At 39.0% G+C, this 13,472-nt stretch carries 11 protein-coding genes; 4 read left to right on the forward strand and 7 right to left on the reverse strand.

Annotated features, from left to right (window positions below):
- The 6 genes from KSO91_RS13235 to KSO91_RS13260 all read right to left on the reverse strand — a co-directional run.
- Positions 1 to 298: phosphoethanolamine transferase domain-containing protein (locus tag KSO91_RS13235; RefSeq protein WP_476705454.1), on the reverse strand; the 298-nt coding region annotated here is incomplete at its 3' end.
- Between the two features lie 122 nt (positions 299 to 420).
- Complete coding sequence (locus tag KSO91_RS13240) at positions 421 to 1,620, reverse strand: class I SAM-dependent methyltransferase (protein ID WP_238743474.1); 1,200 nt, start codon at positions 1,618 to 1,620, stop codon at positions 421 to 423.
- Positions 1,621 to 1,785: 165 nt separating this feature from the next.
- Complete coding sequence (locus KSO91_RS13245) at positions 1,786 to 3,183, reverse strand: cobyric acid synthase (protein ID WP_238743475.1); 1,398 nt, start codon at positions 3,181 to 3,183, stop codon at positions 1,786 to 1,788.
- A 76-nt stretch (positions 3,184 to 3,259) separates the two neighbouring features.
- A complete protein-coding gene (gene aroG, locus KSO91_RS13250) occupies positions 3,260 to 4,309 on the reverse strand; it encodes a 3-deoxy-7-phosphoheptulonate synthase AroG (RefSeq protein WP_238743476.1) in 1,050 nt (349 codons plus the stop codon).
- A gap of 251 nt (positions 4,310 to 4,560) precedes the next feature.
- A complete protein-coding gene (locus tag KSO91_RS13255) occupies positions 4,561 to 4,716 on the reverse strand; it encodes a hypothetical protein (protein WP_238743477.1) in 156 nt (51 codons plus the stop codon).
- A 530-nt stretch (positions 4,717 to 5,246) separates the two neighbouring features.
- Complete coding sequence (locus KSO91_RS13260) at positions 5,247 to 6,179, reverse strand: LysR family transcriptional regulator (RefSeq protein WP_238743478.1); 933 nt, start codon at positions 6,177 to 6,179, stop codon at positions 5,247 to 5,249.
- 193 nt (positions 6,180 to 6,372) lie between these two features.
- On the opposite strand from KSO91_RS13260, the gene KSO91_RS13265 reads away from it, so the two are divergent.
- Positions 6,373 to 7,587, forward strand: coding sequence for a pyridoxal phosphate-dependent aminotransferase (locus tag KSO91_RS13265; RefSeq protein WP_238743479.1), 1,215 nt, complete (start codon positions 6,373 to 6,375; stop codon positions 7,585 to 7,587).
- Positions 7,588 to 7,808: 221 nt separating this feature from the next.
- Here the strand turns inward: KSO91_RS13265 and KSO91_RS13270 are convergent, their stop codons facing one another.
- Positions 7,809 to 9,467, reverse strand: a complete 1,659-nt coding sequence (locus KSO91_RS13270) for a sensor domain-containing protein (RefSeq protein ID WP_238743480.1) — start codon at positions 9,465 to 9,467, stop codon at positions 7,809 to 7,811.
- Positions 9,468 to 10,038: 571 nt separating this feature from the next.
- Here KSO91_RS13270 and sbcB point away from each other — a divergent pair.
- The 3 genes from sbcB (at position 10,039) to cysK (ending at position 13,290) form a co-directional block, all read left to right on the forward strand.
- A complete protein-coding gene (gene sbcB / locus KSO91_RS13275) occupies positions 10,039 to 11,499 on the forward strand; it encodes an exodeoxyribonuclease I (RefSeq protein WP_238743481.1) in 1,461 nt (486 codons plus the stop codon).
- A 64-nt stretch (positions 11,500 to 11,563) separates the two neighbouring features.
- Positions 11,564 to 12,136 carry a hypothetical protein gene (locus tag KSO91_RS13280; RefSeq protein ID WP_238743482.1) on the forward strand — a complete coding sequence of 191 codons (573 nt, stop codon included), beginning with the start codon at positions 11,564 to 11,566 and terminating at the stop codon, positions 12,134 to 12,136.
- Between the two features lie 188 nt (positions 12,137 to 12,324).
- On the forward strand, positions 12,325 to 13,290 hold the full coding sequence (gene cysK, locus KSO91_RS13285; protein ID WP_238743483.1) for a cysteine synthase A: 966 nt from the start codon (positions 12,325 to 12,327) through the stop codon (positions 13,288 to 13,290).
- Positions 13,291 to 13,472 lie beyond the last annotated feature (182 nt).

Below are 13,472 nucleotides of genomic sequence, written 5' to 3' on the forward strand. Positions count from 1 at the left end.
CGTTGTATTTTATGCTTGCATAAAATGCCAATGCCGAGGTCAGCGTTATACCTATAAAAAGAACCTTAAATAGATAAGGTACAGCCAGAAGTGAGAAAATAATAATAAAAGCAAAGGTCAATAATATTGGTGATATATATGAAAATATCATACTTCCACTTGTCGATAACTGATATATTTTTTGATCAATAGGAAAATTCAAAATAAAGGCATAATAGACAGAGAGAATGGTGATAAAGCTAGTCATATGCATAGATATATTTAGATTTTTAAATGTCATTAATAATATTTTTTTCAAAACAATTAGCCAAGTGAATAAATAATTAACAATAATATACAGCCTAAATCTTAAGGAATCCTTAAGGAACGGTTATAGTTAAGATGCTGATCCATTTTTGTGATCAGCATGAATGAGTAAAATTAGTGCGTGTTACTGTCTGTGAGTAAGGTTTCTAGACAATGTTCTTTAATACCGTAATAATTTTTAATATCAGCAATCTGCTGTAGAAATTGCATATGCTTCTTAGCATTAGGTTTGGCCGTTTTAATCGCCAGAATCATTTTGTTTTTATTAGTGTGGTCAAGACTGATAAATTCAAAAACCTTTGTTGTATAACCATAGGCCTCTAAAAATAGCGCACGTAATGAGTCCGTCACCATTTCAGCTTGTTGCCCCATATGCACCCCATATTGCAACATCGGTTTGAATAGCTCAGAGCTTTGCATCTGTGGTCGTAATTGTTTATGGCAACATGGCGAGCACATAATAATAGCGGCATTAGCACGGATTCCATAATGTATTGCATAGTCAGTGGCAATATCACAGGCATGTAGTGCAATCATCACATCGGTATGTTTCGGCGCATGTGTCTTTACATCGCCACAGACAAATGACAAACCATGATGTTCGAGTGTCGCCGCGGTTTGTGTACATAAATCGGCTAACCCTTGACGTAATTCTACCCCAGTAACCTGTGCATTATTGTTTAGGCTATTACGTAAATAGTCATGAATAGCAAAGGTTAAATAGCCTTTTCCGGAGCCAAAATCGACCACATTAATAGGCGCATCCTTTGCCAGAGGTGATACATCGAGAGCTTGCTTAAAGACTTCAATAAATTTATTGATCTGCTTCCATTTATGCGACATGGCGGGAATCAAATTATGCTGCTTATCAGTCACCCCTAGCTGAGTCAGAAAGGGACGATTAATATCTACAAAGCGTTTTTTAGCACGATTGTGCTGCAAATCGTTATCAGCGTGTTCTTTAATCTGATGCTTAGTTATTTTACTTTTTCCTTTTTTGCTGATTTCTAATTGAATTTCAATAGTGAGCAGGGATAAATAAGCACTTTTAAACTGTTCAACCAATAGCAATTTTATAGTCTCTATCGCCGCTTTATAAGTTTGATTTTTAGTGATGTGATTGGTTTGATGTTGATAAACAAATGAAAGCACGTCTTCATTTTGTAATCTAATTGGGCGAATGGTAATACGTTGTAAGCTCTTATCACTGCCCCTGTATTTACTTAGTACAAGTTTAGTCAGGCTATTATTTTCAAGTGCGTCAGCCAATATTTGCTGAAAATCAGTAGAATCACTAGGTACAGAATGAGGCATAAAGATATCCGAGAAAGTACGAAAAAAGAAATAGGGTAAGTATTCTAGCAGTTATAGGAAGCGAATAACCAATTTCTTAGGGCTTCGGGGTAAATCGTTTTGTGCGAATCAGCATTTGTGGTTAAGTAAGGCGTTCAGCAACGAATAAACTGTCATCCAGTCACCCTATAGCCAGCCGTGCAGTGCAAACATCGCCGCTAAATTATCTAGCTCAGTATCAATATGAGCCGACCATTCAATACCATTTTCTCTTCCTCCAACCTGCCTCATGAACCAGTCGTAAAAAACTTTATTTTCAAAGAGACCATGTAGGTAGGTGCTATAGATATTTTCCTGCCGCCAGCCTAATCCTTTACTTATAAAAGGAAACACACTTCCACTGACAACTGTTTTTCCATGGTGTATCTCATAACCAAGGAGAGAGCTATCAAACCACTTAATACTACGCTGCCGAGTGGATTTATCGATCTCTATCTCTGTTTGTAATGCAATTAAGCCGAGTCCATTTTTATCGCCATCTTCAATGCTGTGCGTATCAATAATCCGCTTGCCTAGTATCTGCAATCCACCGCAGACCCCCAATATCAGCTTCCCCGTTTTTTTGAACTGGCAGATCTTACTATCTAAACCGGTTGTACGTAAAAATTCTAAACTCACACCACTATTTTTACTACCAGGCAGAATTAACGCGTCAAAATCGTTCAAATCTTCATTTTGATGCACGGGCACCAAATTAATATCATCTTGATAAATAAGCGGATCAAATTCGTCTAAATTTGAAGCATAAGGATAATAGATAAGTGCAATATTTATTTTCCCACGTTGCCATTTTGTGCCTAGGCGAAAACTATCCTCTTCAGGTAACTGGTGGCGGTAATAGGGCAGATTGGCGACCGTAGGAATGCCTGTTTTTTCTTGCAACCATGCCATTGCGTTGCCCAGTAATAATGGATCCCCCCTGAATTTATTGAGCACAAAACCTTTAATCAGCGCTTGCTCTTCGGGTGCAAGACAAGCCCAAGTACCGAGCAGATGCGCAAAGGATCCCCCTCTGTCAATATCAGATACCAAATACACATCGGCCTGACATTCAAGTGCAACGGACATATTAACAATATCACCCGCACGAAGGTTTATTTCAGCTGGACTACCCGCCCCTTCAATGACGATTTGTTCATATTCATTTTGCAGTTGCAGTAACGCATGCTGTACTTCGCGCCACAATAAAGACTTTCGCTCCATCCAAGGCATTTGGCTGATTTTATGATTAACAACACCATTAACAATCACTTGGCTAAAAGTATCGGCACTTGGTTTGAGCAGTACTGGGTTCATGGAGGAGCTAGGTTTTGCTTTTGCGGCTAATGCTTGTAAATATTGCGCGCGACCTATCTCCAATCCATCTTCGGTAATCGCCGCATTATTACTCATATTTTGCGCCTTAAAGGGGGCAACTTTTACCCCTCTGTTGGCAAGCAACCGGCAAATTGCAGTGACAATTAAGCTCTTTCCGGCGTCACTAGTACAGCCTAAAATCATTATCGGCTTGACTTTATTGTTCATGCAGCTCTCTACAGATAAGTTTTAGACAAAAAAAGCACTGTCAAAACAGTGCTTTAATCATTAACTAAAGTCACGATTAACCACGGCGTATTAAAACTGCATCCGCTAATTGCGCTAACAGTTTTTCAGTATCAGACCAACCGATACAAGCATCAGTAACACTCTGCCCATAGCTAGGTGTAACACCCTCTATTAGATCTTGGCGCCCTTCCACTAAATGGCTTTCAACCATTACGCCAGAAATAGATTGATCTCCAGCCACAATTTGATTACAAACGTCACTGCAAACCTTCATCTGATTTTCAAATTTCTTCTCAGAGTTAGCATGACTGAAATCAATCATCAATGTTTCTTGTAGGCCAGATTTTTTTAACTCCGATTTAATAGCAGCAACATCGTCTGCACTATAGTTTGGCGCTTTACCACCACGTAAAATAATATGACAATCGGGATTACCCGTTGTTTCAACAATAGCACTGTGACCGAATTTATTGACAGATAAAAAGTGGTGAGATGCGTTAGCTGCACCAATCGCATCTACAGCAACTTTAATTGTGCCATCAGTCCCATTTTTGAAACCAACTGGACAGGAAAGACCAGAGGCAAGTTCACGGTGAACTTGAGATTCAGTGGTGCGCGCGCCAATTGCCCCCCAAGTCATTAAATCTGCCACATATTGTGGGGTTATCATATCTAAAAATTCAGTCGCAGCTGGAAGTCCCATCTCATTGATATCTAACAATAATTTTCGAGCAGTACGTAAACCTTTATTGATATTACAGGTACCGTTTAATTCCGGATCATTAATTAAACCTTTCCAGCCAACCGTTGTACGCGGCTTTTCAAAATAAACACGCATTACAATTTCTAATGTGTCTTTATATTTTTCACGCAGTGGTGCTAGTTTTTGAGCATAATCAAGCGCCGCTTCAGGATCATTTATGGAACAAGGTCCAATAATCACTAATACACGATCATCTTGTTGGCTTAAAATTTGATGGATTGCATTACGTGAGCCAGATACGGTTTCGCTAATGGCATCAGTTGCAGGAAATTTTTCTAGTAACGCAACCGGTGGCAAGAGTTCTTTTATTGCTTTGATATGTACGTCATCAGTATTGATCATTGTTATCCCCAGGCACATACATGTGCTCAAATTTGATTTTAATTTTAAATTATTGTTAAAACGTCATCTTACTCAATGGCGGCTGTTTTAATATTGCCTTTTTTCGTTCGAGTAAAATAAATCGGTTTGATTGCTTCACCGAACTATCCATTTCATGTGCATAATAACTATCACACTGAAAACGCTACGTCCCGTTATTTTTGTTAAATTAATTTTTTACAATTGCATTAAATCGCATTGTTGATCTGGTTTTATTTAACGCCACCTATGGTGAACATCAAAGTTACAGCAAGTTGATAGAGAGTGACCATAGCGGAAACCTGATTATCTGGCAAGCCGAAAAACACACTACGTTGTCGTTTACCAAAGCAAAAGAGTTTCTCTGCTTGACTGCCAGTTTGCAACAATAGATCCCCCTATTAGTAGAGCAAAATATTGTTAATAAAATCAGCCGCCTAAGTATCTACGCATTGTTACCGGTCAAAATAGTAAATACCTATATAAATGCAAATCGTGTACCTTGTTCTTAACTTTTTTTCCTACACAAACGATGGCCATTTTATTAAGCAGATTGGCATAAATATTTGTGCCTAATAGCCAACATACTCAGCGTACTATTTCTGTGTGATGGTGTTTTTACAAGACCACAGTGATTAAGTACATATCCATGCATTGCTGAATTATTAAAAAGAAGTCTTAGTGTTGAAATAAAATCTTACATACCAGCCAGAGTATTGTTGCAATAGATAGACTGAAAAACATATATTCTGCTCACAACGATTAATCGATTTTATCTCTTTAATTAAATAATTAAGTGCTAATTGTGACTTTTTATTCGCTTTACTGCAAATGTTCAACCATAAAAATAACTAGCAGATCAATGTCCACAGAATGAACTGCTTAAATATCACACTATTTCCATCCCTTTTTCAAAAAATCATAAAGCTTCAGTTCCAGTGGCAACTTTAATTCCTTTAAGATGTGTAAAAGAGCTGTCGATTGCAGTGCTAATAAAATCTTGCAGATAAGCTAAGGATATTTGCTCTTCACGCACCGCCGCATAAAGTGTGTTCCAAACGCCCTCTTTACCCAAGCGCCGCGCGACCACATAATCCTTTTTCAGATATTCAAATAACGCCCAATTGGGCAACCCCGCAACACCACGACCACTAGCAACTAGCTGCAGCATCATTAATGTCATATCTGCATAACGAATTTTAGCGGGAGAAACCCCTTCGGGTATTAAGAATTGATTAAAAATATCTAAGCGTTCTTTTTCGACCGGATAGGTGATCAAGGTTTCTTCGCGGAGATCTTCCGCTTCAATATAGACTTTATTTGCAAGTCGATGATGGCGACTTAATGCAAGCATTGATTGATAACTGAATAAAGGGATATAACTTATCCCTTCAATGGGCTGGGGATCTGAGGTGACGACTAAATCAAGATTACCGCGTTTCAGCGCAGGCAAAGGCAAAAAACTAAAGCCACTTGAAAAGTCCAGTTCCACTTCCGGCCAGCTATCACGGAATTTATCGATCGCAGGCATTAGCCACTGAAAACACGAGTGACATTCAATCGCCATATGCAACCTGCCCGCATCCCCTGAAGCAAAACGTGAAAGATCTCGTTGGGCATTACGAATTTCGGGTAAAACTTGATCCGCTAATTCTAATAAACGCAACCCCGATACAGTAAAGCGGATAGGTCGTGATTTACGGATAAATAACGAACAATTAAGCCGCCCTTCTAGTTCTTTTAATTGATGTGATAATGCTGATTGCGTGAGATGTAACTGTTTTGCCGCCTCCACTAAACTCCCGGTATTATTAAGCGTTGATAACGTTTTTAAGTGTTTGATTTCAATCATTGTGAAAGCCAGCCTTTAAAAATATGCAATATTTTCAACAATACTTGAAAATATTTAATAATAAAAGCCATGAATCTTTACTTGGCGCTTTTATTTACTTCACTCTCCCGTTAAGATCAGGTATTTTTATAGTCATTCATTTTTTATCACTGTTTTCGTGATTATCACACCGTTTATCTTTCTAGAGGTTGTTATGTATTCCATTCAAAAGTCCCATAAATTAGATAATGTATGTTATGACATTCGTGGGCCTGTACTTAAACAAGCCCAAAAATTAGAAGAAGAAGGTCAGCGAATTTTAAAACTGAATATCGGTAATCCGGCTCCTTTTGGTTTTGAAGCGCCAGAAGAGGTGCTAATGGATGTGATTAAAAACCTACCGCAAAGCCAAGGTTATTGTGATAGCAAAGGACTTTTCTCTGCACGCAAAGCGATTATGCAGCACTACCAAGCTAAAGGATTACTATCACTTGACACAGATGATATTTATATCGGTAATGGCGTAAGTGAATTAATAGTGATGGCGTTGCAAGGGTTATTAAATAACGGCGATGAGCTGTTAGTGCCCGCGCCTGATTATCCTTTATGGACAGCTGCGACCAATTTATCAGGTGGCAAAGCGGTGCATTATGTCTGTGATGAGCAGTCAGATTGGTTTCCCGATATCGACGATATCAAAGCAAAAATAACCGCAAAAACCAAAGGCATTGTTATTATTAACCCTAACAATCCAACCGGTGCTGTTTACAGTAAAGAATTATTGGAGCAAATTGTTGAACTGGCACGGCAGCATAATCTAATCGTATTTTCAGATGAGATTTATTCCAAAATAACCTATGACGATGCGCTACATGTGCCACTGGCTACCTTGGCAGATGACATTTTAATTGTCACTTTTGACGGACTTTCCAAAGCTTACCGTGTCTGCGGATTCCGCGTCGGCTGGATGATGATAAGCGGAGCCAAAAAACATGCTCGCGATTATATCAGTGGCTTAGAGATACTTGCCAGTATGCGATTATGCGCGAATGTCCCTATGCAACATGCCATTCAAACTTCATTAGGCGGTTATCAGAGTATTAATGAGTTAATAATACCGGGCGGCCGTTTGTATGATCAAACCCAAGGCGCATGGAAACTTCTTAATGACATCCCTGGTGTCAGTTGTGCTAAACCTAATGGTGCCTTATACCTATTTCCAAAACTAGATCAGAAAAAATTTAATATGAAAGATGATCAGCGTTTTGCCCTTGATTTGCTAATGGAAAAAAAGATCTTAATAGTGCAAGGAACCGGCTTTAACTGGCATAGACCGGATCATTTTCGGATAGCATGCTTACCACGTATGGACGAACTAACTACTGCGATTACTAAAATCGGCCATTTTCTACAAAGTTATAGTCAGTAAATAAAACTTGATGCGAATCCCACTTAAGGCGTGAAATTTACACATCATCACGCCTTAAGCGGTTTTATTAGTCGTTTTTCTTGGATAATTAACTCATCACGGGGAAATGACATTTGCGGTGACCATCCCGACAAAATATGAAAATGATCCAATGCACTATGGCAATGAGCAGGGTTACTGATGAGGTCAATTATAATATGACATTGTTCTTTCTTACGGCGTTATTTTTTAGACGTGTAAAAAATAAAGTTATTTTTACCCGTACTTTTGGCTGCATACATTGCTGTATCGGCATTGTTTATTAAAGCATCACATGTCTCCCCATCTTGAGGAAACAGAGCAATTCCAATGGATGCCCCAACCTGAACTACTTCACCGAGAATATCCATTCGCTCATTTATTGATTTCAGTACTCGACTCGCTATATATGAAATTTCTTCTTTTTCCTGCAGATTGTTGGCTATAAAGATAAATTCGTCTCCACCTAAGCGGGAAACGGTGTCGGATTGGCGCACCAGCCCTGAAAGTCTTTCTGCGACCAACTTTAATAGCTCGTCTCCAACGTTGTGACCAAACTGGTCGTTGATAAGTTTGAAACCATCAAGATCAATAAACATCAGTGCAAAGTGTTGTTTTGTTCGCTGGCAACTGATTATTTTCTGATCTAACCGTTCCATCAACAGAGTACGATTCGGCAAGTCGGTCAATGCATCATAAAATGCTAAATGCTTTAGATGTTCATCTTTATGCCAGAGATCAGTAATATCGCTGAATACCGAGACATAACGAAAAGGCTTACCGTCTTCACCGATAACCAAACTAATGGTCAGACGTTCAAGAAAAATATCCCCATCTTTACGACGATTCCAGATTTCACCACTCCACTTTCCCTTGTTTAGTATCTCTGTCCACATGGCGGCATAGAATGTTTGATCGTGACGGTCTGATTTCAACAGTCTAGGTGTTTCTCCGACTGCCTCTTCTGCTGAATACCCAGTTATGTCACTAAAAGCGGGGTTAACCGACAAAATAACGCCACTACTATCAGTGATAATGACACCATCGAGCGTATTATCAAATACACATGCGGCCATTTTTAATTGCCCTTGCATTTCCTTCAGATCTGTTATCTCACTGGCCTGAGTAGAAAAGCCTTTGACACGGCCATTGCTGTCGTAATCGGGAATGTAGTGTCCGATAATGTGTCCGACACTTCCATCTGCTTTACTGATTGTCCGTTCAAAGCGTTGTAGATCACCCGCTAATACTCTTCGAATATGAGGTTCATTTAGTGCAAATAGATCTTCCCCCACCAGTTCTTTAAATGTAATGCCGATAATCTGCTCGGGCTCCTTGCCAAACCACTCACTGAAAGCTTTGTTAGCGAAGCGACAGCGTAAATCACTATCCCAATAACCTATCATATTGGGCATATAATCAATGAGTTCGCGAATAAACAGCTCACGTTTTCTACTCGCTTTTAATCTTAGCTTGCTTTCCACCAATGCTCTTCGCATGCCATGCCGAACTTCAACTAGGAGCGAAATAAGGGTGCAGGTGGCAATGAAAAGTGCCATATCCATGATGTCACGATGATGATAGCTAAAAGGGATAGTAATAAATAACGGCGATAAAAAGGATACGGCTAAATAGGCAAGTAGGATTGCCAGCAACCCAGCATACAATCCACCATAGAGGGCGGCAACAATCACGGCGGGGTAGAATGTCAACCACACGAGATCCGATTTAAAAATGAGAAAACACCATACTCTTAGGGCAGCGGCTAAGGTGACAAGTACGAGAACAACAAGTAAAACCTTGATCTTCGGTAAAGCAATCAGTCTCTTTCGCCATAGCCTCTTTTTGCTCATATCATTCATATTCAATCCCTGGATTTGTGTAGTTCATTATGCAGTTACTGTTTGTCTAACAACGAACAAAATTTTACTGCTGGCGGTACACCGATGAAAAAAACATGAGTGATATTTACAATTAACTTACCTTAAAATTAAAAATCTGCAAGCCAAATAGAGATCACCAAAAAGTAACCCTATCCAATGAACAATATTGGATACCTGACTATTATACTCAATATACTTAGCTAACAATATGCAATATATGGCTTTTGCTAACAAAACGCGCATAGCCCAAGTTAAGCACCGTCGAGCACACCGGTGAAAAGCAATTACAATGCCAACCGACAGCAAAGAATGGGCGCCTAAGCTTAATAACTTGCTCTCACGCCTCACTTAGCTTAACCTTTGATAACGCACAAGTTTCAACCATTGTGGTTTAGTGGCCTAGCGAAAATGGAAGCTAAAACTAAACATTGCATTTAATGGCTCAAGGCATAAATTTTTATGGTTTGATAATTCAAGTTTGCCGTGCAGACCGAGCATGACAAGAAGAGAAATCTATTTTCAGTTATAAACCAGTAAAAAAAGGCTTCAGATGAAAGATAACTTACAAAAAACAACCCAAGAAAACGTAAGCAATCAGTCCACTTTATACTGGCACGATTATGAGACATTTGGTCTTAATGCGGGAGCTGACAGACCCGCTCAATTTGCTGCCATTCGTACCGATTTAGATTTCAATATCATTTCTGAGCCCAATGAATGGTTCTGCCGCCCACCTGACGATTATTTACCTAACCCTGAAGCGTGTTTAATAACCGGTATAACCCCACAACAGGCATTACAACAAGGGCTATTTGAAAATGAATTCATCAAACGCATTAATACACAATTTAGCCAAGCAGATACCTGTGTGCTGGGATACAATAATATTCGTTTTGATGACGAAGTAACACGTTTTACTTTATACAGAAACTTTTATGATCCCTACCAACGTGAATGGCAAAATGGTTGTTCCCGCTGGGACATTATAGATCTGGTTCGTGCCTGTTATGCATTACGTCCTGAAGGTATCAATTGGCCCGTTGACGAAAACGACATACCCTCATTCCGTTTAGAGTTGTTAACAAAAGCGAATGGTTTAGCACATTCTCAGGCGCATGATGCGATGTCGGATGTCTACGCAACCATAGCAATGGCAAAGCTAATTAAAAATACACACCCAAAGCTATATGAATATTGCTTCAATTTGCGTAAAAAAGCGCATGTACTTAGTGCACTAAAAATTGGCAGTTACACCCCCCTAGTACATATCTCGGGGATGTTCCCTGCACAGCAGGGCTGCGTTTCTTATGTGCTTCCCCTCGCGGAACATCCACTTAACAAAAATGCGATTATTGTCGTAGATTTAAATAAAGACTTGAGTGCGCTAGAAACACTGTCGGTCGAGGAAATCCGTCAGTATCTATATACACCGACAATTGATTTACCTGAAGGTATTGACCGCCCTGCTATTAAATTGGTTCACATTAATAAGTGCCCGATTATCGCGCCAGCAAAAACATTAACAGAAGCGCGAGCAGACGAATTAGGAATTAATCGTTCGCAATGCAGAGCGTCATTAGAATTTTTAAAAAGCAACACTGGCATTGCCCAAAAATGTCAGATGGTCTTTGCTGAGGAAACAAAAAACGTAGTCGCTAAAAGTGTAGAAGAAATGCTATATACGGGAGGATTCTTTTCGAATGCAGATAAAACACTTATTAATCAGATAAGTGCTAGTACATGGGAGGAGTTGGCAGATGCCAATTTTAAATTTACAGATAAACGACTAGATACCCTTTTATGGCATTACCGAGCCAGAAATGGGGCTCACTCGTTAACATCGGAAGAGCAGGACAAATGGACACGACACCGTCAGGCATATTTGCTTGAACATAGCCAAACTTATATCGAAAAGCTTGATGCGCTAGCGCTTGAATATCGGAGCAACCCCGCAAAAATAGAATTATTAAAACAATTACACAATTATTTACAGTTTTTAGCCTGTCTTTAATTATATGCTCAGTGTAGTATTTAACACTTAATAAACATGTGGTTTTAATTGGGGGGGGAATGTAATGTTAAAAAAAATAGCGGTTTCCCTCATCTATTGTATGGGATCAACCTACTGCGTTGCTGCTCAAGTTCCAACGAATTCACTACAAGTGCAATATCAAAAAAGTATCTATAAGAAAGCTAAAAATAGAGATGGGTTTTCGCTTGATTTTAGCTCTATGGCGAAAATCCCAGAAGCAAGTTACCGCTATCTAGATAGTATTTTCTCATCCTTTTACCATAAATTGACCTTTAAAACTTCGATTACCGATAGTACCTTTACCGATAACTCACATTACGAACTATTCTCATTGCCTCTAATATCACCAAACCAACAAGGGTTTCAGTTGGAGTTGTATGGGAATTTTTCTAATTCGTCAACACAATACTTAAGTAATTTATCGGCTGATCATGCGCTATATAATTACATCGCTAATTTTGAGCAATTTGATTTATATAACAGTCAATTATCATTGGGTGCAGGATTTAGTTTTAATACCAGTCGAGCGAGTAATTTAAAGTTTATTATCTCAAATGGAAAAATGCCTGGTTACGGCGGAAGTACCGCATTAATAGGTTTTCAACAAAAGTTTTAAAAAACTGGCGCCCTTATGTTTTCATTCATCTAATTCCTCCTTCAGAGGCTGGGTTAAGTAAACCTTCCCAAGCTACCTTAGCTATATCACTAAACTACATATAGTATAACAAAATTTTACTTTCGTAATTTTACACTTCCGTTATCCTTAATGCATAAAACTTAAATAAATAAATCAGAGGAAATACCATGAGTAAAATATTCAATGATAATTCACAAACTATTGGCAATACCCCACTTGTTCGTTTAAATAATGTCACTTCTGGTAATGTTTTTGCAAAAGTAGAAAGTCGTAATCCCAGCTTCAGTGTTAAATGCCGAATTGGAGCGAATATGATTTGGGATGCTGAAAAAAAAGGAACGCTAACCAAAGACGTGGAATTGGTTGAAGCGACAAGTGGCAATACCGGGATTGCACTTGCTTTTGTTGCCGCCGCTCGTGGATATAAAATAACACTTACAATGCCTAGTACGATGAGTGTTGAACGTCGCAAATTACTTAAGGCATTAGGCGCAAACTTAATATTAACTGACGGCGCTCTTGGTATGAAGGGGGCAATCAATAAAGCTGAACAACTGGCACTGTCTGAGCCAGGTAAATACTTAGTACTTAGACAGTTTGATAATCCGGCCAATCCAGAGATTCACGAAAAAACTACAGGCCCTGAAATTTGGAATGATACAGACGGTGATATTGATGTGTTTGTTGCTGGAGTTGGCACGGGAGGCACTATCACAGGGGTCAGTCGTTATATAAAGCAAACACAGGGAAAGGCAATTATTACTGTTGCTGTTGAGCCCACTGAATCCCCCGTCATCACGCAATCCCTAGCAGGTGAAGAAATTAAACCAGGTCCACACAAAATTCAAGGTATTGGCGCAGGTTTTATTCCTAAAAACTTAGATCTCTCTTTAATTGATCGAGTAGAACAGGTGAGTAATGAAGATGCCATAAAAATGGCTCGTCGTTTAATGGAAGAGGAAGGGATTTTAGCCGGCATTTCATCCGGTGCTGCCGTTTTCGCAGCCGCTCGTTTAGCCGAAGAGGCACAATACAAAGATAAAAAAATAGTCGTTATCCTACCAAGTTCTGGTGAGCGTTATTTATCGACCGCACTATTTGCCGGTGTTTTTGATGGTAGTGAATTTGCATAATAAAAAAAGAAAATAAATCAAATAAAGGTGCCTAACGCACCTTTTTTGTTAAGAACGTTTAATAGATATTTAAAAAAAACAAGGTAAATATACATTTGTTACGTTTTATTACCTGCTTTACATTTTATTACCTTGTATTGACAATTATCAGAAGAAATATATTGACCTGCCCACTCTAATTG

The sequence above is a fragment of the Psychromonas antarctica genome, assembly GCF_022267535.1.
GTDB classification, from domain to species: domain Bacteria; phylum Pseudomonadota; class Gammaproteobacteria; order Enterobacterales; family Psychromonadaceae; genus Psychromonas; species Psychromonas antarctica.